The sequence below is a fragment of the Duganella sp. genome (genome assembly GCF_039595735.1).
Classification (GTDB): Bacteria; Pseudomonadota; Gammaproteobacteria; order Burkholderiales; family Burkholderiaceae_D; genus Rugamonas.
Genome location: NZ_JBCNLB010000012.1, coordinates 20,663 through 42,226, shown reverse-complemented (window position 1 = coordinate 42,226; position 21,564 = coordinate 20,663). Strand labels below are relative to the sequence as shown.

Annotated in this window: 14 protein-coding genes; 12 read left to right on the top strand and 2 right to left on the bottom strand. The window is 64.8% G+C overall.

The window, feature by feature from the left end; translation table 11 throughout:
* The first annotated feature begins 6 nt into the window (after positions 1 to 6).
* The 12 genes from ABDW57_RS19010 to ABDW57_RS18955 all read left to right on the top strand — a co-directional run bounded on the left by ABDW57_RS19010 (position 7) and on the right by ABDW57_RS18955 (position 18,779).
* Positions 7 to 1,455 carry a cytochrome c3 family protein gene (locus ABDW57_RS19010; protein WP_343731741.1) on the top strand — a complete coding sequence of 483 codons (1,449 nt, stop codon included), beginning with the start codon at positions 7 to 9 and terminating at the stop codon, positions 1,453 to 1,455.
* Complete coding sequence (locus tag ABDW57_RS19005) at positions 1,452 to 3,401, top strand: heme-binding protein (RefSeq protein ID WP_343731740.1); 1,950 nt, start codon at positions 1,452 to 1,454, stop codon at positions 3,399 to 3,401. The genes ABDW57_RS19010 and ABDW57_RS19005 overlap by 4 nt, the downstream gene beginning before the upstream one ends.
* The gene (locus ABDW57_RS19000) at positions 3,391 to 5,499 is read left to right on the top strand and encodes a hypothetical protein (RefSeq protein ID WP_343731841.1); all 2,109 of its coding nucleotides are present in this window, start codon (positions 3,391 to 3,393) and stop codon (positions 5,497 to 5,499) included. Before ABDW57_RS19005 ends, ABDW57_RS19000 begins: the two co-directional genes overlap by 11 nt.
* A gap of 1 nt (position 5,500) precedes the next feature.
* Positions 5,501 to 9,262, top strand: coding sequence for a multiheme c-type cytochrome (locus ABDW57_RS18995; RefSeq protein WP_343731739.1), 3,762 nt, complete (start codon positions 5,501 to 5,503; stop codon positions 9,260 to 9,262).
* On the top strand, positions 9,259 to 10,608 hold the full coding sequence (locus tag ABDW57_RS18990; RefSeq protein WP_343731738.1) for a multiheme c-type cytochrome: 1,350 nt from the start codon (positions 9,259 to 9,261) through the stop codon (positions 10,606 to 10,608). The genes ABDW57_RS18995 and ABDW57_RS18990 overlap by 4 nt, the downstream gene beginning before the upstream one ends.
* Before the next feature lie 2 nt (positions 10,609 to 10,610).
* Entirely contained in the window at positions 10,611 to 13,040 is a 2,430-nt protein-coding gene (locus tag ABDW57_RS18985) for a cyclic nucleotide-binding domain-containing protein (RefSeq protein WP_343731737.1), read from the top strand.
* Between the two features lie 150 nt (positions 13,041 to 13,190).
* A complete protein-coding gene (locus ABDW57_RS18980) occupies positions 13,191 to 13,640 on the top strand; it encodes a MarR family transcriptional regulator (protein WP_343731736.1) in 450 nt (149 codons plus the stop codon).
* Positions 13,637 to 15,679 carry an FUSC family protein gene (locus ABDW57_RS18975; RefSeq protein WP_343731735.1) on the top strand — a complete coding sequence of 681 codons (2,043 nt, stop codon included), beginning with the start codon at positions 13,637 to 13,639 and terminating at the stop codon, positions 15,677 to 15,679. Before ABDW57_RS18980 ends, ABDW57_RS18975 begins: the two co-directional genes overlap by 4 nt.
* Entirely contained in the window at positions 15,676 to 15,882 is a 207-nt protein-coding gene (locus ABDW57_RS18970) for a DUF1656 domain-containing protein (protein ID WP_343731734.1), read from the top strand. Before ABDW57_RS18975 ends, ABDW57_RS18970 begins: the two co-directional genes overlap by 4 nt.
* Positions 15,883 to 15,884: 2 nt before the next feature.
* Positions 15,885 to 16,763, top strand: coding sequence for an HlyD family secretion protein (locus tag ABDW57_RS18965; RefSeq protein ID WP_343731733.1), 879 nt, complete (start codon positions 15,885 to 15,887; stop codon positions 16,761 to 16,763).
* 13 nt (positions 16,764 to 16,776) lie between these two features.
* Positions 16,777 to 18,201 carry an efflux transporter outer membrane subunit gene (locus ABDW57_RS18960; protein ID WP_343731732.1) on the top strand — a complete coding sequence of 475 codons (1,425 nt, stop codon included), beginning with the start codon at positions 16,777 to 16,779 and terminating at the stop codon, positions 18,199 to 18,201.
* 38 nt (positions 18,202 to 18,239) lie between these two features.
* Positions 18,240 to 18,779, top strand: coding sequence for a DUF2058 domain-containing protein (locus ABDW57_RS18955; RefSeq protein WP_343731840.1), 540 nt, complete (start codon positions 18,240 to 18,242; stop codon positions 18,777 to 18,779).
* On the opposite strand, the gene ABDW57_RS18950 is transcribed toward ABDW57_RS18955, so the two are convergent.
* Positions 18,780 to 19,274, bottom strand: a complete 495-nt coding sequence (locus tag ABDW57_RS18950) for a CAP domain-containing protein (RefSeq protein ID WP_343731731.1) — start codon at positions 19,272 to 19,274, stop codon at positions 18,780 to 18,782.
* Positions 19,275 to 19,344: 70 nt separating this feature from the next.
* Positions 19,345 to 21,510, bottom strand: a complete 2,166-nt coding sequence (locus ABDW57_RS18945) for a family 1 glycosylhydrolase (RefSeq protein ID WP_343731730.1) — start codon at positions 21,508 to 21,510, stop codon at positions 19,345 to 19,347.
* Positions 21,511 to 21,564: the final 54 nt, after the last annotated feature.

Sequence of the window (21,564 nt, the reverse complement as noted above, 5' to 3'; positions counted from 1 at the left end):
TCGCTTATGCAATCCCGTAACAACGATAAGCTCCAGAAGGAGATCGATGCGCTGCAACGTCCGTTGATCGGACGCCGCAGCATGTCGTGGCTGCTGTTTGTAGTGGTGCTGCTGGGCGCACTGGTGCTGCCGGTGATGGCGTCGGTATGGCCTGCCATCTTCCAGCCGGTGGAAGAGAAGGCCGTCAATCTGCGCAAGACGCCGGCTGCCGCGCCGATGCTGAACCACGGGTTCACGCGTGCCTCGCCAACCGCACTGGGATTGGACGCGCAATGGAATCCCGGCACGCTGTCTTCTTCGCACCAGCCATTTGGGCTGGACTGCAAATCCTGCCATTCCGAACCGTTCAAGCAGGTGCAGGACAAGGACTGCCTTGCGTGCCATCGCGGCATCGGCAATCACGTGGCCGATAAAGTCGCTTCCATGCCGGCGCTGCATGAAACACGCTGCGCCATCTGCCACCGTGACCACCAGGGAGCCGAGGGCCTGGTATCGCAGAACCGCCGCTACATCGGTGCCGGTTGCGCCTCCTGTCATGGCGACCTGGAAAGCAAACTGCCAGGCACGCAAGTCGCCAACGTGAAGGACTTCGCCAGGCTGCATCCACAGTTCCGCGTGCAGGTGGCGGCGTCGGAGACGACCTTCGTTCGCCTGCGCCAGGGCAGCCAGCCGATTGGCCAGGCCAACACGCTCAAGTTCCCGCATGATAAACACCTGGTGGCGGGCGGCATCGCCGGCCCGAATGGCAAGACCAGGCTGGAATGCGCAAGCTGTCACCGTCCGACCGAGAGCGGTACCGGTTTCCAGCGCGTGACCATGCAAAACGATTGCCAGTCCTGTCACGCGCTGGCGTTTGAGCCGGCGCTGTCGCAGCGCCAGGTGCCGCATGGTTCGCCGGCCGAAGTGCTGTCGACGCTGCGCGAATTCTACGGCTACGTCAACAGCAGCAAGGTGGCGATCGATACGCCGCCGGTGAATGGTCCGGTGTTCACGGTGCGTCCAGGCGCTGAGCAGCGCGCGCCGGTCAGCTTCGTGCAAGGTCCGGGTGATGCGCGTACGCGTGCCGCCGCCGCAGCCACGGAGCTGTTCGAGAAAACCTCTTGTGTGGTCTGCCACGATGTGACGCGCGTGCCTGGTCCGGGCAAGGCCGGCACGCCGGGCGCGGATCTGCCGCAATGGAAGATTGCGCCGGTGGCGCCGCAACATGCGTGGATGCCGAAAGCCAGCTTCGACCACGCCGCGCATCGTCAGGCGCCATGCGGCGACTGCCACATGGCTGCCAGGTCGGGCAAATCCAGCGATGTGCTGATGCCAGCCATCAAAGAGTGCCGCGATTGTCACGTCGGCACCGAACCGGTGGTGGGCAAGGTGAAGTCGGATTGCGCAATGTGCCACGGCTATCACATGCCCGATCTGCACGCCGGTCCCAAAGCCGCGAAGGTGATGAAGCCATGAGCGTGCGTATTTCTCATTCCGCCAGACGGATGGCTGGCGCGCTGATGGCGCTGGCCTTGCTGGCCGCATGCAGCGGCGGTGACGGCTCGTCCGGCGGCGCGGGCAGCGCTTCCGGCGGCGGATCATCCACCGGCGGCAGCTGCTTTGCGCCGGCAGCCACGCCGCAATCCATCACGGCTGCGGAAGTGGAGCAGGTGCTGGCGCAAGGCGCGGAGGCGGCGTCCAGGCTGGGCGCCAAAGCCACCATTGCGGTGGTGGACCGCGTCGGCAATGTGCTGGCGGTCTATCGCATGAACGGCGCTGGCACCACGGTGAATATCCTCAGCGGCAGCGGCAAGAACAGCGCGGACAGCCCGCAAGGCCTGGACGGTTTGAGTGGTTTGATCGGTTCCGATCTGGCGGCGGTGGCCAAGGCGCTGACCGGCGCCTATCTGTCCTCGTCCGGGAATGCCTTCAGCACGCGCACGGCCAGCTTCATCGTGCAGGACCACTTTGTGCCGGGCATTGCGCAGACGGCGGGCGGGCCGCTGTTTGGTGTCCAGTTCAGCCAACTGCCGTGCGGTGATCTGGTGCAGCGCGGCGCCGGCATCGGCATTGGCCCCAAGCGTTCGCCGCTGGGTCTCGCCGCTGATCCAGGCGGCTTCCCGTTGTATAAAAATGGCCGCGTGGTTGGTGGGGTGGGCATTATCGCGGATGGCGTGTACGGCCTCGATCCATCACCCACCACCAGCGGCGCGGATCTGGATGAGCGCATCGCCTTGTCGGCACAAATCGGCTTTGCAGCGCCGGATTGCATCCGTGCGGATCGCATCACCGCCGGCGGCGTCACGCTGACCTATGCAGATTCGGCCTCGCAGCCGGTGGCGGTAACGGCTACGCGCATCAGCGGCATGGCCGGCGGCTTGCTGGCGGTGGACGGCTACTACGACGGCACGGCGATTTTGGCCGGCACGGCGTTTGGTGAACCTGCGTCCGGATTTATCGCGCAGGGCAGTACGCAGATTCTGGTGAACGCGGCGGGCAATCGCTATCCGGCCAGCGCTTCGCTGTCGCCGCTGCCGGCGGCCTCCGGCGGCGTGGGTATGAGCGCGGCGGAGGTGCAGGAAGTGATTACGCAGGCGCTGGGCGTGGCCGCGCAGGCGCGCGCGCAGATCCGCATTCCGGTCGGTTCGGCAGCGGAGGTGACGGTGTCCGTCGTTGATACTGCTGGCCATGTGCTGGGTCTTGCACGCAGCGGCGATGGGCCGGTGTTCGGTGTCGACGTGTCCCTGCAGAAGGCGCGCACGGCGGCGTTCTTCTCGTCGTCTGGCGCGTCGGCGGCGATTTCCGCCTTGCCGCAGCTGGGCTACTTTAATGGTTCACTCAAGCAGGGCGCCTTGTTTGGCGTGGATAGCTATATGGCGACGTCGCGCAGCTTCTTTGGAAATGCTGCGGCGTTCGGCGATGGCATGGCGTTTTCGGCGCGCTCGATCGGGAATATCGCGCGGCCTCATTTCCCGGATGGGATTGATGGCAACCCGGCCGGACCTTTGTCCAAGACCACGGCGACCTGGAGTCCGTTTAACGTCGGCCTGCAGTTGGATCTGGTGTATCCGTCGCTGGTGGGGGCGATTCTGGCGCCATCGTCCGCCAACCGTAGTTGCACCGGCAATGCGATCGGGTTGGAGAATGGCATGCAGACCTTCCCGGGCGGTTTCCCTATTTATCGTGGCGCCACCCTGATCGGCGCGATTGGCGTATCTGGCGATGGCGTCGATCAGGATGACATGATCGGCATGCTGGGCGTCGCGCGGGCTGCGGCGTCACTCAAGACCGGCATCGGTCATGCGCCGGCCTCGCGACGCGCGGACACGCTGGCGCCGCAAGGCCGCAACCTGCGCTACGCCCAGTGCCCGCAAGCGCCATTCAACAACAGTACAGAGCAGAGCGTGTGTGATGGCATCTAAAACCGCGTTCTCCCGCCACGCAGCCAGCGCGCTGCTCGGCGCCTCGGCAATGGCCGCCGCCACCGCGCAACAAGCGGGCGCCGGACTGCCTGCAACGCAGTCAGTCGCCACAGCCGCTCCGGCCGCGTCAGTCCGCGCGGTGCCGCAGTCTGGCGCCGCCTCCTCATCGCTGCAGCAATTGCAGGTCATGGCCGTCACAGTGCCGGTACGCGCGGAACCGTCCGTCAAGTCGCTGCCGCTGGCCGAGCTGTCGCGCGGCGCCATGGTCGGCATTCTTGAGCAGCGCGGCGACTGGTACAAGGTACCTCTGGATGCGCAACGCGCCGGCTGGATTCAGATGGCGCCCGCAGAATACGGCGAAATGACGATCGAAGTATTCGACGCCCCGGGTGCCGCGCGCGCCCCGGAAGCTGCCGACGGCATCCAGCCCGCGCGCCCGGGCGCTGCGGCCGGCGTGCCGCAGTTGGCCGTCCTGCCAGCCATCGATCCACTGCAGGTGCCGCCGCCGCAAGCCAACCTGCCGCGCGAATCCCTGCCGATAGCAGACCGCTGGCGCCTGATGCAAACGCTGGGCTTCAAGTTCCCCTGGTACGACCCCTACAACCAGAACGCGCTGAAAGCCGACCTGCCGGTTCTCAAGCAGTACGCGCCTGACCTGTTCTTCAACCTCGGTGTGGTCTCCGACTCGCTGCTGGAGCTGCGTCGCTTGCCGACCCCGGTGGCCGGGCAGATCGGCATCGCGCCCGGCGCCAACGACATTTTCGGCCGCGGCCAGCAGACGGTCATGGTGCAAAACCTGATTCTGAATCTGGGGTTAATCAAAGGCGACACCACTTTCCGCCCGCCAGATTACGAACTGCGCTTCGTCCCGGTCTTCAATTTCAATCGCGCCCTGGTGCAGGAAGCGGGCGCGCTGCGCATCGATCCATCGGAAGGCAAGCGCCGTACCGATAACTTCGTCGGCATCCAGGAGATGTTTGCCGACGTCCACCTGCGCAACGTCTCCGACCGCTATGACTTCGACAGCCTGCGGGTCGGCATCCAGCCATTCACCAACGACTTCCGCGGCTTCCTGTTCCAGGACTCGCCGTTTGGCATCCGCCTGTTCGGCAGTCGCGACAACAACCGCTGGCAATACAACATCGCCGCGTTCGCGCGCTTTGAGAAAGACACCAACAGCGGCTTGAACGCCGTTGGCAAGGGGCTGCGCAAGGATCAGGTCTACCTGGCCAATCTGTACCGTCAGGACTGGCCGTGGATCGGCTTCACCTCGCAAGCCAGCATCGTCCACAATCGCAATTCGGAAACCGAAAAGACGTACGACACCAACGGTTTCCTGGTGCGCCCGGCCTTCCTCGGCGACCTGCGCTCGCACCGCTATCATGTCACCTATCTGGGCTACAGCGGCGACGGCCATCTCGGTGAATGGAATCTGGCCACATCCACGTATCTCGCCCTCGGCCATAATGAACACGATCCGCTGGCGCACAGCGCACAGCAGATCCGCGCCGGCTACCACGCCAGCGAACTGTCGCGCGATTTCAGCTGGATACGCGCGCGCGCCTCGCTGGTGCTGGCCTCCGGCGACAAAGACCCGTACGACAACAAGTCCACCGGCTTCGACGCCATTCTGGAAAATCCGCAGATCGCCGGCTCCGACAGCAGCTTCTCCATCCGTCAGGGCTTGCCGCTGATCGGCGGCGGCGGCGTGGCGCTGTCCGGCCGCAACGGCATCCTGCCGTCGCTGCGCTCATCCAAAGATGAAGGCCAGTCCAACTTCGTCAATCCGGGCCTGGCCCTGATCGGCGTGGGGGCGGACCTGGATCTGATGCCGGAACTGCGCGTGTTCGGCAACGTGTCCTACCTGCGCTTCATGGACACCCGCGTACTTGCAGTGCTGCGCGCGCAGGCGCTGCCGTCGAAAGAGATGGGGACCGATTTTTCAGTTGGCATGCACTGGCGGCCGTTCTACAACCAGAACGTCATCATCAACAGCTCGGTCGCGGCGCTGCGGCCTGGCAAAGCGCTCAAGGCCCTGTATGGCGACAAGCAGGGCACGCTGTATTCCGTTTTATTCAACATGGTTCTGACTTACTGACATGAAGGCGTTCAAACACATCCTCGCACTGGCGCTGCTGCTGATGGCGGCTGCGGCGGTATCGCTGGTGAGCGCCAATTCCACGGCGGTGCTGACGCTGCGCGAATACATCATGGCGCCCGCGGCGCCGGCTGCGCAAAGCGAACAACAGGCCGACGCCAAATCGTCCGGCTGCCTGAGCTGCCACACCGTCACTGACCGCCACACCATGCACGCCAATCCGGGTGTGGTGTTGGGGTGTACCGACTGCCACGGCGGCAATGCCTCCGTCATCGGTGAAGGTAAGCCGGACAGCCCGGCTTACCGCTCGGCGCTGGACGCTGCACATATCCTGCCGCGCAATGAGAAGTATTGGAAGTACCCATCGTCCGCCAATCCGCAAGGCTCTTACGCCAAGCTGAATCAGGAACACCCGGCCTACATCCGCTTCATCAATCCCGGCGACCTGCGGGTGGCGCGCGACGCCTGCGGCGCCTGCCACCTGCCGATCATCCAGGCGCAGGAGCGCAGCCTGATGGCGACATCCGCCATGCTGTGGGGCGGCGCCAGCTACAACAACGGTATCCTGCCTTACAAACGCTACATCCTTGGCGAATCCTACACGCCGGAAGGCGCGGCGGCGGCGATCGTCAATCCGCTGCGCGTGGATAACCAGCTGTTTGTGGAAAAGGGCATTCTGGATCGCCTGTATCCGTTGCCGGCGTGGGAAACCATTGCCCCGGCTGACGTGTTCCGCGTGTTTGAGCGTGGCGGCCGCGTGATCAGCAGCGCCTTCCCGGAAATCGGCCTGCCGAACAGCTCCGGTACGCTGCAAAAGCTGGATGAACCGGGGCGTCCGGATATCCACCAGTCCAATCGAGGCCCCGGCACGGGCGGCCGTATCGCGGTCCCGGCCATCAACATCACCAAGACGCGACTGAACGACCCGCACCTGTGGTTCCTTGGCACGAATGAGCAGCCAGGCGATTATCGCTCGTCCGGCTGCACCGCCTGCCACACCATCTACGCCAATGACCGCGATCCGCTGCACTCCGGCCCTTACGCGTCGGCCGGCAACAGCGGTATGAGCAAAACCGTCGATCCGACCATTCCGAAAAACGAGTCCGGCCACCCGATCAAGCACGAATTCACGCGCGCGATTCCATCGTCGCAGTGCATGACCTGTCATATGCACCAGCCGAATATTTTCGTGAACTCGTTCTACGGCTACACCATGTGGGACTACGAATCGGATGCGCCGGCGATGTGGCCGAAGAAGCAGAAGTATCCGACCGATGCCGAGATCCGCGCCATCCAGGCACGCAATCCGGAAGAGGCGGCGACGCGCGGCAATTGGAGCGATCCTGAATTCCTGAAGAACGTCTCCAGGCTGAATCCGACCCTGAAGGACACCCAGTTCGCCGACTACCACGGCCACGGCTGGAATTTCCGCGCCATCTACAAGCGTGACCGCAAGGGCGCGCTGCTGGATGCCAAGGGCAATATCATTGACGATAACGATCCGGATAAATTCAAGAAGACCGTGCACCTGGCCTCGATCCACATGGAGAAGGGCATGCAGTGCGTGGACTGCCACTTCTCGCAGGATGCGCACAGCAACGGCCACATTTACGGCGAGGTGGCGGCGGCGATCGAAGTCGATTGCGTCGATTGCCACGGCAGCGCCACCAAGTATCCAACCCTGCGCACCAGCGGTCCCGCGGCCAAGCCGGGCGGCATGGACATGTCGCTGTTGAAAACGCAGGACGGCCGCCAGCGCTTTGAATGGCGCGAAGGCCGCTTGTATCAACGCGCCGCCACCGATCCGAAGAAGGAGTGGGAAGTCAGCCTGGTGAAGGACTCGGTCAATCCGGCCAACCCCCACTACAACGAAAAGGCGGCGCGCGCCAAGTTGATGAGCGCCGGACCGGAAGGCCAGCAGGGCAAGTGGGGACCGGGCGTGGCCAAGCTGGCGCACGACAACGACAAGATGAGCTGCCATAGCTGCCACCTGTCGTGGACCACCAGCTGCGCCGGTTGCCATCTGCCGATTCAGGCCAACTGGAAAACGGAGCGTCTGCACTACGAGGGCGGCGAAACGCGCAACTACGCTTCCTACAACCCGCAGGTGGCGCGCGATGATATGTTCCAGCTGGGCGTGGCCGGTCCGGTCAAGGGATCAAAGATCACGCCGGTGCGTTCCAGCTCGGCGCTGGTACTGTCGTCGGTGAACTCCAACCGCGAGAAGATCTACATCCAGCAGCCGCCGATCGCGGCCAGCGGCTTCTCGTCGCAGGCGTTCGCGCCGCACTATCCGCATACGGAACGCAAGGAAGAAACCAAGACCTGTTCCGACTGTCATGTCTCCAAGGCCAACGACAACAATGCCATCATGGCGCAGTTGCTGCTGCAAGGGACCAACTTCGTCAACTTCGTTGGCTACAACGCGTGGATCGGTGAAGCCGGTCACGTGGAAGCCGCCACTGTCACCGAGTGGGACGAACCGCAGGCGGTGAAGGGCAGCTACCTGCAACGCTACGCTTATCCGGACTGGTACGAGCAGCACAAGGCGCGCCAGATGGAATTGACCGATACGCACTCGCATCCAACCGAAGGTGCGGCCAACTGCCTGCAACTGCGCGGCGAATATCTGTTCACGGCGGAAGGCAAGGGTGGCCTGCGTGTGTATGACGTGGCCAGCATCGCCAACAAGGGCGTGTCTCAGCGCATCGTCACCGCGCCGTATTCGCCACTGGGCCAGAACACGCAGGTGCCGTCGAAGAACGCCACCTGCATGGCGCTGCCGACCAACCAGCCGATCGCACCGACCCGCAATCAGGGCGACTTGATGCGCGTGACCAATCAGGAGCAGCCGTTCCATCCGATTTACCACTACGCCGCCATCAGCGATTCGCAAGAGGGGCTGATTCTGGTGAACGTCGATACGCTGGCCGACGGCGAGGCGCGTAACAACTTCCTCAAGCGTGCGCTGACCTGGAATCCGAACGGCCTGCTGAATGGCGCCCAGCACATTGTGCTGGGCGGTCATATCGCCTACATCGCTGCCGATGCCGGCATGGTGATCGTCGACCTGAATGATCCGTTGAAGCCGCGCCATCTGGCTACCGTGCAGCTGGACGGCGCGCGCGCTTCGGCGCTGCAGTTCCGCTACCTGTTCGTGACCGACAGGAGCGGCCTGCGCGTGATTGACGTGACGCTGCCGGCCAGGCCGGTGCTGCTGCCCGGCCGCGTGGCGCTGGAGGATGCGCGCAAGGTGTATGTGGCGCGTACCTATGCTTACGTGGCCGCCGGCCGCCAGGGCCTGGCCATCATCGACGTCGAGAAACCGGCGGAGCCCAAGGTGTACCAGATGTTCAACGCCGACGGCAAACTGAATGACGCGCGCGACGTGATCGTCGGTTCCACCAATGCCTCGCTGTTCGGCTATGTGGCCGATGGCGCCAATGGTTTGAAGGTACTGCAGCTGACCGCGCCGGACACGCAGCCGCGCTTCTACGGCTTCTCGCCGGAACCGAAACCGCAGCTGATCGCATGGAGCCGCACCCGCACGCCGGCGCTTGCGCTGTCCAAAGGCCTGGACCGCGACCGCGCGGTCGACGAGACGGGCGGCCAGATCGCGGTATTCGGCCGCATCGGCTCGCGCCCATTCAATGCCGCCGAAATGGCGAAACTGTATTTGAAACCTGACGCGCAAGTCTGGACTGTCAGCGATAAGGGTGTGCCCGGCGACTACGTGCCGCGCGTGCAGAAAGGAAAGAAATGAAACGGATCCTGTCCGCCTGCCTGATGCTGGCCTGCGGGCTGGTGCTGGCCGCCAGTTCGAGTACCACAGCGGTGCTGCCCAACGCATCGCCGCATCAATCTTTGGGCACGGTCAATTGCGCCAGCAGCACCTGCCATGGCGCGGTGGCGCCATGGACCGGCTCCACGGTGCAGCAGAACGAATACACTACATGGTCTCGTCTCGACAAGCACGCCAAGGCTTACGCCGTGCTGTTGAACGCGCAGTCGCGCTCGATCGCCGCCAAGCTGGGTCTCAAGCAGGGTGCGGAGAATGCGCAGGAATGTCTGGACTGTCACGCTCACACGCCGCCGCCGGCCTTGCGCGGTGAGCGCCACATGCTGTCCGACGGCGTCGGCTGCGAAGCCTGCCACGGACCGGCTGACAAGTGGATCCGTTCGCACACCGTGCCCGGCACCGCGCACGCGGACAATGTGGCCAAGGGCATGTACCCGACCGAGAAGCCGGTGGAGCAGGCGAAGTTGTGCCTGTCGTGCCACGTCGGCGACAACAGCCGCGCCGTCTCGCACCGCATCATGGGCGCCGGCCATCCGCGCCTGAGCTTTGAGCTGGATACTTTCGCCCAGCTGGCGCCGGCCCACTACAAAATCGACGACGACTGGCACAAACGCAAGGGCGATTACGACAGCGTGCGCCTGTGGGCCATCGGCCAGGCGCTGGCGTCGAAGAATCAGCTGGATATGCTGACTGATCCAAAGCGCGGCCGTGACGGCATGTTCCCGGAGCTGGCTTTGTTCGACTGCCACGCATGTCATCACCCCATGAGCGACAGGAAGTGGACGCCGCGTCTCGGCGTTGGGCCGGGCCGCATGCGCCTCAACGACAGCAATCTGCTGATGCTGCGCGCAATTGTACGCGCCACCGATCCGACCGGCGCCAATGCCTTCAGCGACCAGGTGACGCAGCTGCATCAGGCGGTGGCGGGCAATGCGTCGGCACGCGGCGCCGATCCGATCGCGCTGGCGAATGCGCTGTCGCTCACCATCCAGCGTTACATCGTCAAGCTGGAACAGCAGCGTTTTACGCCGCTGATGCAGCGCGCCGTGCTGCTTGGTCTGATCGATGAAGCCAGACGCCAGCAGTTCTCCGATTATGCCGGCGCCGAGCAGGCTTATATGGCCATCTCCAGCCTGTCGTCGTCGCTGGCCAGGCAGGGCGCATTGGGCGGCGCTGCCGGCGTGGCCGAGATGAACCGCAAGCTGGCCGCGCTGCGCGTGTCGCTGGCCAACGAAGACGCGTTCAAGCCGGACGTATTTGCGAACGGTTTGCAAGGCCTGTCGCGCACCATTTCACTGCAGGCGAATTAATCATGGACGCTACTGAACTGTACGAGATCGTTATCGTCGGCTCCGGGCCGGCCGGCCTGTCGGCCGCCGCCCGCGCCAAGGCGCTGGGCGTGCGCCACGTGCTGCTGGAAGCGCAGCCGCATCTTTCGGACACCATCTACCAGTACCAGAAGGGCAAGCACGTGATGGCCGAACCGGGCATCCTGCCGCTGCGCAGCGACCTGAGTTTCAGTGTGGGCAAGCGCGAGGCTGTGCTGTCGACCTGGAACGAGGAGATGGGCCAGCAAGGCGTCAATGTGGCGCACGGCCAGCGCGTGACGGCCATCGTGCGCGATCCCGAGAGCGGCGTGTTCACGCTGACCAGCCAGAGCAACGGCGGCGCCGCCAGCACCTGGCGCTCAACACATGTGATCCTGGCCATCGGCCTGCAAGGGAATATCCGCAAGCTGGGCGTGCCGGGCGAGGATCTGCCGCAGGTGCAGTACACGCTGTCCGATCCGGACGAATATGCCGGCGAGACCATCGTGGTGGTGGGCGCCGGCGACGCTGGTATCGAGAATGCGCTGGCGCTGGCCGAGAAGAACACCGTCTACATCCTGAATCGCCAGGAGGAATTCGCCACCTGCAAAGAGGGCAACCGCGTGCTGATTACGGCGGCGGAAAAGAGCGGCAAGATCAAGGTGCGTTACAGCGCCACCACCAAGTATATCGAGCCGGCGGACGACACGCCGCTGCTGTTTGTCTTCAACGGCAAGCACGGGGAGGAGTCGGTACACGCGCATCGCGTGATTGCCCGTCTGGGCGCAACGCCGCCGCGCAAGCTGATTGAAAGCTTTGGTGTGGTGTTCCCGAACGCGAATCCGGCGTCGACGCCGGCGCTGTCGGATTCGTATGAGTCCAATGTGCCAGGCCTGTATATTGTTGGTGCGCTCGGGGGCTACCCGTTGATCAAGCAGGCCATGAATCAGGGTTACGAGGTGGTACAGACCATCGTCGGCAGGCCGGTGCAGCCTGCCGATGAATCCCTGCTGCGCGAGAAGCTGATTCCTTGGCGTCCGGGTGTGCCGGTCTCGCAGGTGACCGAGGAAATCAAGAGCAGCGTGCCCTTGTTCAGCCATGTCACCACGCTGCAGCTGCGCGAGTTCATGTTGGAATCGACGCTGCTCACGCCGCAAAAGGGCGACGTCATCTTCCGTAAATTTGACTACACCAACACCTTCTATTCGATTCTGGAAGGGACGGTGGAGATTGAGCTGACCGGCAATGATGGCAAGGTACGTCAGATCAAGCTCGATAAGGGCCAGTACTTTGGCGAGATGGGCCTGATTTCGGGCCGCCGCCGTACCGCCACCATCCGCGCCGGTGCTGATTGCGTGCTGATGGAGACGCCGCGCCGCACCATGCTGAAGCTGATCGCGTCGGTGGATGATGTGCGCAAGCGCATGGACATGGTCTTCGTGCGCAATGCGATTTACAACTATCTCGGGAATATGCTGTCGCGCACCGCCATCGATGCGCTGGTGGCGGGCGGCGTCACGGTCAAGCGTTTCGAGGCGAAGCAGCAGCTGTTCAAGGAGGGCGACCCGGCCGACGGCATGTATCTGATCCGCCGCGGTTCGGTGACGGTATCGCGCAAGGACGAGGCGCGCGGCGGCGAGCGCATTCTCTCGTATGTGGCCGCCGGTAACTATGTCGGCGAGATGGCGCTGCTGCGCGATGCGCCGCGCAGCGCCACCGTGACGGCCACCGTGCTGACCGAGGCGCTGGTGCTGGATGCGGAGACCGTGCGCGATCAGCTGATCGCCAATCCAAGCTGGCGCAAGTCGGTGGAAGACCAGGTGATCTCGCGCACCGAACAGAACGTCCTGCTGGAGCATACCAAGAGCCGCGACGGCGAATTGATGCAGTTCCTGCTGGGGCAGGGTGTGGGAGAAGCTTCGGACGTCCTGCTGATCAACGAGACCATGTGCATCCAGTGTAATAACTGCGAGACCGCCTGCGCCGAGACCCACAACGGCACGTCGCGGCTGAAGCGCGCCTTGGGGCCGACCTTCGCCAACATTCACCTGCCGACCGCTTGCCGCCATTGCGAGAATCCGCACTGCATGAAGGATTGTCCGCCGGACGCCATCGGCCGTTCACTGCAAGGAGAGGTATTCATCAGCGACGCCTGCATCGGCTGCGGTAACTGCGAACGCAATTGCCCCTACGGCGTGATCCAGATGGCGGTCGATAAACCGCCCAAGCGCGGCGGCGGTTTATCGTGGCTGCTGTTCGGTCTTGGCGCCTCGCCTGGCGAGCGTCAGGCCGACTACGATCCGGCGGTGCAGAAGAAGGCGGTCAAGTGCGATCTGTGCAAGGACCTGAAAGGCGGCCCGTCGTGCGTGCGCGCCTGCCCGACCGGCGCCGCCATCCGCATCTCGCCGGAGAAGTTCTTCAAGAACCAGATGTAGCTGGCGCTACGGCCTCATTCCACCTTGTGGTTGGTGAGCGATAGCACCTGGTAGAACTTTTGCCGCTTTCGGGTTCTGAAGCACTGCCCAGCAAAGATTTTCGTTTGATGCTAATATTTAGTATCCTAAGTATATTCAAATGAGTCTTCGATGAGCAGCTACGACAAAACCCTGATGTCCCTGGTCCATATGCTGATGCACGTGGGGCGCGCCTACAAGAGTGCGGCCGATACGTTGACGGCCGACTTTGAGCTGTCGCACGCCAGCGCATGGCCAGTGCTGATGATTTCGCGCCTGGGCGACGGTGTACGCCCCGGCGTCGTGGCGGAAGCTGTCGGCATCGAGCCGCCCTCAATGGTGCGTATCATCGATCAACTGGTGGCGGCGGGTCTGGTGTTGCGCAAGGACGACCCGAGCGACCGCCGCGCCAAGACCCTGTCCCTGACCGCAGAGGGCAAGCACATGGCGGACCGGCTTGAAAAAGCATTGGTGCCATTCCGCCGCGATCTGTTCAGGGACATGGCGCAAGCCGATATAGAAGCCACCGTGCGGGTGTTGACGAAGCTTGACCAGGTGCTGGCCGAGCGCGGCGCATCATGAACCCGCCCAAGCTGGGTGAGATGCTGTTCTCGCTCAAATGCTTCATGGCTTCCATGCTGGCGCTGTACGTGTCGCTGGCGGCCGGGCTGCCGCGTCCTTTCTGGGCCATGATGACCGCCTACATCGTGGCCAGTCCCTTCTCTGGCGCGGTGCGCTCCAAGGCGCTGTTTCGCGTCTGCGGCACGCTGATCGGCAGCGCCGCCACCATCATCATGGTGCCGCGCATGGCCAATGCCCCGGAGCTGCTGTCATTGGCACTGGCGTGCTGGGTGGGCCTGTGCCTGTATGTCTCGCTGCTGGACCGCACGCCGCGCTCCTACATCTTCATGCTGGCCGGTTATACGGCCGGCCTGATCGGCTTCCCGGCGGTGACTGATCCGGCCACCATTTTTGATACAGGCCTGGCGCGCGTGGAGGAAATCACCATCGGCATTCTGTCCGCCACGGTGGTGCATTCGCTGATATTCCCGCAGGGCGTGGGGCCAGTGCTGCTGGCGCGCCTGGACCGTGCCATCTGCGATGCGCAGCGTTGGATGGGTGATGTGCTGAAGCCGGCCGCCAGCAAGGCGCAGGCGCTGCATACGCGCCTGGCGCTGGCCGGCGAAATCAGCGAACTGCGCGTGATGTCGACCCACCTGCCGTTCGACACCTCGCAGCTGCGCTGGACCGCCGGCATGGTGCACGGTCTGCATGACCGCCTGACCGCCATGGTGCCGCTGCTGCTGGCGGTGGAAGACCGTTTGAATACCCTGCGCGACGTCGATCCGGACAGCCTGCAGCCGTGGGCCGCGCTGCTGCACGATACCGCCGCATGGATACAGGCCGGCCACAATGCCGATCCTGCCCGTGCCGCGCACTTGCGCGCTGAACTGGCACGTCTGAAACCCGCGCTGCCGGCCAACGCCAGCTGGAGTGAAATCCTGCGCCTGAATCTGGCACAGCGCCTCGACGCATTGATCGAAGCGTGCGAGGACGGCCTGGAATTGCGCACTAACGTCGGCGCGGTGATGGAGGGCGGCGCGCCGGCAAAAGCGCCATACCGTACGCCACCGCTCACGCCCTCGGTACTGCACCGCGACCATGGCATGGCCTTGCGTTCGGCGCTGGCGGCGGCGTTGACGATGGTGGTGTGCTGCGCATTCTGGATCCTGACCGCATGGCCGTCCGGCGCGGCAGCACCGATGATGGCTGGCGTGGCGTGCTGCTTCTTCGCCACACAGGACAATCCGGTGCCGCTGATCCGCATGTTCGTCAAGTGGACCGTGATCTCGATGCCGGTGGCGGCGTTCTACATCCTGTGCGTCCTGCCCGCGGTGCACAGCTACGAAATGTTGGTGCTGGTACTGGCGCCGGTATTCCTGATCGGCGGCCTGTTCATGCCGCGCCCCGCCACGGCGGGCAGTTCGCTGGCCTTTCTGATTGGCGTGGCGGGAACGTTGTCGCTGCAGGACACCGGCACGCTGGATATCCCGAGCTTCCTGAACAGCATGGTGGCGCAGTTGTTTGGCTTTATCGCCGCCGCGGTGATCACCAGCCTGGTACGCACCGTGGGCGGCGACTGGATGGCGCGCCGCATGCTGCGTACCGCACGCCGCGAAGTGGCGCAGATGACGCGCATGCCTGCGGCGGAGCCGCTGCTGACTATCTCGGCGCGCATGCTGGACCGCATTGGCCTGCTGATGCCGCGTCTGGCCATTGCCCACCCCACGCCGGAAGCGCGCGCGGTGGCGGTGGATGGCTTGCGCGAGCTGCGCGTCGGCCTGCATACCGCGCAGCTGTGCGGCTTGCAACAGCAGCTGGAACAGGCCGGCGTGCCGCTGCGTCCACTGCTGCAAAAACTGGGCGCGCATTTCGGCAACGGCGGTCATGAGCATGGCCAGGCGCCAGCGGCGCTGCTGGAAAAACTGGACAGCACACTGCGCGCCGTGTGCGCCGCCGCTGCCGGTGAAGCGCGCCTGCAAGCCGCAGCCGCACTGGCCAGCATGCGCCGCGATCTGTTCCCGCGCGCGGCCGCTTATCGACCGGAGATCGCATCATGACTGCTGAATTGAGTCTGTACGGACTATACGTACCTACCTTGCTGCTGTTGTCCATTCTCGCGCTGGTTTGCACGCGAGTGCTGGGACGGTTGCTGCTGCGCGTGGGTTTTTATCGCCTGGTATGGCATCCCGCGCTGTTTGAATTTGCGCTGTTCTTCATTTTGCTGGGCAGCTTCTCGACACTGTTAACGAATCGGGGCTAATCATGAACCTCAAAACCTCTCTGCTGGCCACCGGCCGGTTTATCGTCACCATGGCGGCAGTGGTTGTCGCCGGGGTGCTGGCATGGCGTCTGTGGCAGCACTATGAAGTGGAACCGTGGACCCGCGACGGCCGCGTGAAGGCGGACGTGGTGCAGGTGGCGCCGGACGTCACCGGCCAGGTCACCGCCGTGCTGGTGCACGACAACCAGCAAGTGAAAGCGGGCCAGGTGCTGTTTGAAGTGGACCGCGCGCGCTTTGAACTGGCGTTGCGTCAGGCCGAGGCAGCGGTGCAGGCGCAGCGCGCCACGCTGGAGCAGGCGCAGAAGGAGTCGCGCCGCAATAACGATCTGCGCGACCTGATCTCGGCCGAAACGCGCGAACAAGGTGCGTCGCGTGTCGACCAGTTGCGCGCCGCGTTGGCGCAGGCCGTGGTGGCGCGTGATGTCGCCAAACTGAATCTGGAGCGCACCCGCATCGTCTCACCGGTGAACGGCACCATTTCGAATCTGGATCTGCGCGCCGGCTCCTACGTCAGCGCCGGCCGCGCCGTGATGGCGCTGATCGATAGCGACTCGTGGTACGTCGAAGGCTATTTTGAGGAAACCAAGCTGCCGGCGATTCAGGTGGGCGACGCGGTGGTGGTGCTGCCGATGGGGGAATCGCTGCGCCTCAAGGGCCGTGTCGAAAGCCTGTCCGGCGGTGTGGCGGACCGTGACCGCAGCACGTCGTCCAATCTGCTCTCCAGCGTCAATCCGACCTTCAACTGGGTCCGTCTGGCGCAGCGCATCCCGGTGCGCATCAAGCTGGACGCCTTGCCTGCCGGCGCCCGTCTGGTCGCCGGCCAGACCGTGACGGTGGATGTGCAGACCAGGCGTTCCTGATGCGGAGGATGGCATGAATTCATTGAACAAACTGGCCGCGCTGTCGCTGCTGGCCGCACTGGCCGCATGCAGTACCGTCGGTCCCGACTACAAAGTGCCGGAGCAGGCGGTGGTCAAGCGCCCGGAAGCGTCGGCGGACTTTCTTGGCACGCAGGAGGCGGCTTACAAACCGGCGCCGCTGCCGGCGCACTGGTGGCGCCTGTATGACGATCCGGTGCTGGACAAATTGATTGAACAGGCGCTGGCCGCCAACACCGACCTGCGTGTGGCATCCGCCAATCTGGCGCGCACGCGTGCCGTGCTGCGCGAAGCGGAGCAGGGTGGCAAACCAGTCGTCAGCGTGAGCGCGGCGCCGGGTGTGGGCCGTTCTTCCGGCGTGGTCAAAGGCTCGCCAACGGCGCTGCCGGATAAATGGACGTACGACGCTGGCGTCAGCGTGTCCTATCAGGCTGACATGTTCGGCAAGATCGCGCGCGCGGTGGAAGCGGCCAATGCGGATACGCAGGCGGCGCAGGCCGGCGTGGATCTGGTGCGGGTGACCGTGGCCGCCGATACCGCGCGCGCTTATGCGGACGCCTGCTCGGCAGTGCGCCAGATCGCGGTGGCCCAGCAGGCAGTGGAGCTGCAGCAGAAATTCGTCTCTCTGACCGACCAGCGTATCCGCGCCGGCCGCGGGGCCGCCATCGACGGCGCCCGCGCGCGCAGCCAGCTGGCGCAGTTACAGGCGGCCTTGCCGCCGTTGCAGGCGCAGCATCGCACGGCGCATTATCGCCTGGCCGCGCTCACCGGCAAGACCCCGCAGGAGATGAATATGCACCTGCTTCAATGCCAGGCCGCACCGCGCCTGACCACGCAGATCCCGGTCGGCGATGGCGCCGCGTTGCTGCGCCGCCGGCCGGACATTCGCCAGGCCGAGCGCAATCTCGCCGGCGCCACCGCGCGCATCGGTGTCGCCACGGCCGACCTGTACCCGAGCATCAGCCTTGGCGCTTCGGTCGGCAGCACCGGCCTGCTGGACCATTTCGGCGCGGCCAATGCCTTCCGCTGGAGCCTGGGGCCGCTGATTTCGTGGACGCTGCCGGACACCGGTTCGGCGCACAGCCGCATCGCGCAGGCGGAAGCCGGCACCGACGGTGCGCTGGCGCGGTTTGACGGCGTGGTGCTCAACGCGCTCAAGGAAGTGGAAAGCGCGATGACCGTCTACGCCCGGGAGCTGGACCGCAACGCCGCGCTGAAAACCGCGCGTGATGAAAGCGCGCTGGCGTCCGAGCAGTCGCACCGGTTGTACCAATACGGCCGCATCGACTTCCTGTCCGTGCTGGATGCGGACCGCACGCTGGCCGCCACCGATGCCGCCTGGGCGGCCTCCGACGCGGCGCTGGCCTCGGACCAGATTGCCCTGTTCCTGGCACTGGGCGGCGGCTGGGAACAGCAGTAACAATGGTATGCTATTGCCTTCGTTGATAAGGAGTTAGCATCATGGGACTGGCGGATCAGTTATTAAAAGCCGGCTTGGTCGACAAGAATAAAGTCAAGGTCGCCCACCAGAACAAGAGCAAGCAGCAGAAGGACGACCGCCGTGCCGGCGTCGAAACCGTGGATCAGGCCAAGCTGGCCGCGCAGGAGCTGCAGCGCCAGCATGCCGAAAAGGCGCGCCAGGCCAATGCCGAGCGTGACGCGGCGGCCCAGCAGAAAGCCATCGCCGCACAAATCACGCAGATGGTGCAGCAGAATAAGCAGAGCAAGGGTAACAACGGCGACATCGCCTACAACTTCACCTTCGGCACCAGGATCGAACGCATCTACGTGACGGCACAGGTGCGCGAACACCTGGTGGCGGGCCGTCTGGTGATTGTGGGCGAGGGCGGCGGCTTTGAGCTGGTGCCGCGCGTGATCGCGGACAAGATCGCCGAGCGCAATCCGGACATTGTGGTACGCGTCAAGCAGACCAGCACCGAGGTGGACGAGGACGATCCGTACGCCGACTTCAAGATTCCGGATGACCTGATGTGGTAATCAGGAGCGCGGTTTCCCAAACACCTGCGCCCAATAGATAACGCCGGAGCCGCCCTCCGGCGTGCGACTGAAAGCTGCGCCCATGTCGGTGAAGTCACCGTTCATGATGTTGGCGCAGTGGGTCGGACTGGCGAGCCACGTCGCCAGCACTTCCTGAGCCGACCACTGGCCGTAGGCGATATTCTCCCCGATGCGGCTCCAGTTGTAGCCTGCGCGCCGGCTGCGTTCCAGTACGGTGCTGCCATCCGAACCGACATGATCGAGCTTGCGGCGCGACGCCATGTCGCTGCTTTGATCCAGCGCGGCGGCGCCCAGCTGTTCGCTCCAGCGCAGCGGCGGCGCCGGCGGATAGGACTGGTCGCCGCACATCCTTCCGGCGGCACGCGCCTGGTTTACGCCATCCAGCAATGCCTGCCCGGCTTCCCGTAGATCCGCTGGCGCGGCGCGGGCGGCACAGGCAAATAGCAAGACGGACAAGAATGACAATTTGAACATGACGGCTTACGTTGGCTGTGCGCGATCGTTCATCTTGTCACAGCGGGGCCGCCGGCGCAATGTGCTGTTGTCAGCCTGTATCGCGCAGATAGCGTTGCAGCGCGTCGTCCAACGACGGCAGCAACCGCCCGCGTGCGCTGCCGAGAGCGCGCCAGCTTGGCTGCGCGGCGGTGCTGGTGACCAGATGGCGGCGAGGCAGGCCGGCCAGGGTGGCCGCCTGCTGCGCCAGATCGGCCCAGCTGACGGCGCCATCGCTGCTCAGGTGCCAGATGCCCGATTCGCGATCAACCAGCAGGTCGAGACAGGCGTGCGCCAGGTCCGGCACATAGGTGGGCGAAATGATCACGTCAGCGGCGGCGCTGAAACGCTGGCCGGCATCCAGCGCCCGCAGCGCGCGGGTGACAAAGTTGTGCTGGTCCCAGGGGCCGAACAGGGCGCTGCTGCGCACTAGCAGCGTGTCCGGATGAATGGCCAGCACGCGCCGCTCGGCCTCGGCCTGGTTGTGGCCGTGGATGCCGAGCGGGTTGACCTGATCGGCTTCCAGATAATGGCTGCCCTTGCGGCCGTCGAACACCAGGTCGCTGGAGAAGGTCAGCAGCGCGATGGCGTGGCGCGCGCAAGCGGCTGCCAGCACCACCGGGCCGTGGCCATTGTCGCGCCGGCAGCGATCGGCATCATGTTCGGCGCCCGGCGGCGGCACGTAACCGCCGGCGTTGATGATGGCCCACGGCCGGTAACGGCGGATCGCCGCTTCCACCGAGGCCGGATCGGCAATGTCCATCTCCTGCCGCGTCAGCACCTGGCATGCCAGGTGGCGCTGGGCGCAGATGCGGGCGAAGGCGCTGCCCAGCCGGCCATTGCCGCCGCTGATCAGGATCGGCTGCGCTGGCGCCGGTTGCGCCAGATGCTGGTGCCACGCATCGGCGCCGCCGATTTCGGTGGGCGGATACAGCAGACGCTCCGGCCGGCGCCACCAGCCGTACCCCTGCAGCACCGGGCTGGATGGAGTGCGGCCGCTGGCCAGTTCCTGCATCAAGGTGGCCAGCGCGGTGGGCCGCGGCTGCGGGCTGCGCAAGTCGTAGGCGCCGGTCTCGTAATAACCTTTGCGCTCGGTGACCAGGCAGTTCCAGTCGTAGGCGCCCAGCAGCGACCATACGGTGACCGCGCGCACATCGATGCCGCGCTGCTGCGCGTGCTGGGCGGCCTGCCAGATTTCCAGCAGCCAGCGCAGGTGGTCTTCCCGGTTGGCGTCAAGGTGGGCTTCGGTTACCGCCAGCGGCAGGCCGTAGCGCTGCCATGCCTCCTCCAGCAGCGGGCCGACGCCGGGACGCGGCGTGGCCAGTGCGCGCGCCGCCACCGTGTCGGCGTAGCCGTCGGTGCTGCGTTCGTTGGCTGGATAATGTTCGTAGCGGTGATCGAGCCAGCGTTCGCTGGTGATGTAGTAATTGACGCCAATGATGTCGGGCGGGCAGCGGTGCGTGCGGAACCAGTCCAGCTCCTCGGCGCTGGCGCCGCTGTCGCGCAGGTAGCGCCACAGCGGGTGCTCCGGACCGACCATGCCGCACAGCAGATCCCACGGCAGCCAGCGTCGCTGGTTATAAAATTCGACCCGCTCGGCCATCGGTTCGGTGCCATAGGTTTTTCCCAGGTCGTCGGTTTGCACCAGTTTGGCGGCGGGATTGACTGCGCGGATCGCCTGCATGGACAGTACCACGCCGCGGCACTGGTTGAGCAGGGCCCGCACGAAGGCGCGGTCGCTGCGTTCGTGCGGATACCAGTGCCCATACAGGCCGGCAAAGCGGGCGGTGGTGCATGGCTCGTTGACGGGCGTGTAATACTCCAGCCAGGGATAGCGCTGCGCCACCGCGCCGGCGTATTCGGCCAGTTGTTCGGCAAAGCCAGGGGCGGTCAGGCTGGTGTGGCGCGGGCCGCTGCCGTGGTGCACCAGGCCGGCGATCGGCGTGATGCCCAGTTCGCGCAGCGCCGGCAGGCGTTCGTCGGGCAGCGACCAGTCGGCCCGGTCCGGCCCGTCCGGCGCCACCAGCTCCCACAGTACCGGATAGCGCAGGGCGGTGATGCCAAGGGCGGCAAAGCGGTCGAGATCGGAGAGGCGCTTGTCGTGACCGTTTTGCTCCATCTGACTGAAGAAGCGGTCGCGCACGCGGTTGACGGTGGCTTCCACGCCGCCCCACAGTTGCAATGGCGGCGGCACAGGGGCGTCGGTCGTTGTGCTCATCGTGGCAGGTCTGCTGGTGGAACAAGCTTCCAGTATGGACAAGAAAACAATGGC

What these genes read in the sequence shown, in the direction of transcription:
- ABDW57_RS18990 (WP_343731738.1), top strand. Translation starts at nt 9,259, where the DNA reads ATGAAACGGATCCTGTCCGCCTGCCTGATGCTGGCCTGCGGGCTGGTG.
- ABDW57_RS19005 (WP_343731740.1), top strand. Translation starts at nt 1,452, where the DNA reads ATGAGCGTGCGTATTTCTCATTCCGCCAGACGGATGGCTGGCGCGCTG.
- ABDW57_RS18995 (WP_343731739.1), top strand. Translation starts at nt 5,501, where the DNA reads ATGAAGGCGTTCAAACACATCCTCGCACTGGCGCTGCTGCTGATGGCG.
- ABDW57_RS18970 (WP_343731734.1), top strand. Translation starts at nt 15,676, where the DNA reads ATGACTGCTGAATTGAGTCTGTACGGACTATACGTACCTACCTTGCTG.
- ABDW57_RS18945 (WP_343731730.1), bottom strand. Translation starts at nt 21,510, where the DNA reads ATGAGCACAACGACCGACGCCCCTGTGCCGCCGCCATTGCAACTGTGG.
- ABDW57_RS19000 (WP_343731841.1), top strand. Translation starts at nt 3,391, where the DNA reads ATGGCATCTAAAACCGCGTTCTCCCGCCACGCAGCCAGCGCGCTGCTC.
- ABDW57_RS18975 (WP_343731735.1), top strand. Translation starts at nt 13,637, where the DNA reads ATGAACCCGCCCAAGCTGGGTGAGATGCTGTTCTCGCTCAAATGCTTC.
- ABDW57_RS18960 (WP_343731732.1), top strand. Translation starts at nt 16,777, where the DNA reads ATGAATTCATTGAACAAACTGGCCGCGCTGTCGCTGCTGGCCGCACTG.
- ABDW57_RS18965 (WP_343731733.1), top strand. Translation starts at nt 15,885, where the DNA reads ATGAACCTCAAAACCTCTCTGCTGGCCACCGGCCGGTTTATCGTCACC.
- ABDW57_RS18950 (WP_343731731.1), bottom strand. Translation starts at nt 19,274, where the DNA reads ATGTTCAAATTGTCATTCTTGTCCGTCTTGCTATTTGCCTGTGCCGCC.
- ABDW57_RS19010 (WP_343731741.1), top strand. Translation starts at nt 7, where the DNA reads ATGCAATCCCGTAACAACGATAAGCTCCAGAAGGAGATCGATGCGCTG.
- ABDW57_RS18985 (WP_343731737.1), top strand. Translation starts at nt 10,611, where the DNA reads ATGGACGCTACTGAACTGTACGAGATCGTTATCGTCGGCTCCGGGCCG.
- ABDW57_RS18980 (WP_343731736.1), top strand. Translation starts at nt 13,191, where the DNA reads ATGAGCAGCTACGACAAAACCCTGATGTCCCTGGTCCATATGCTGATG.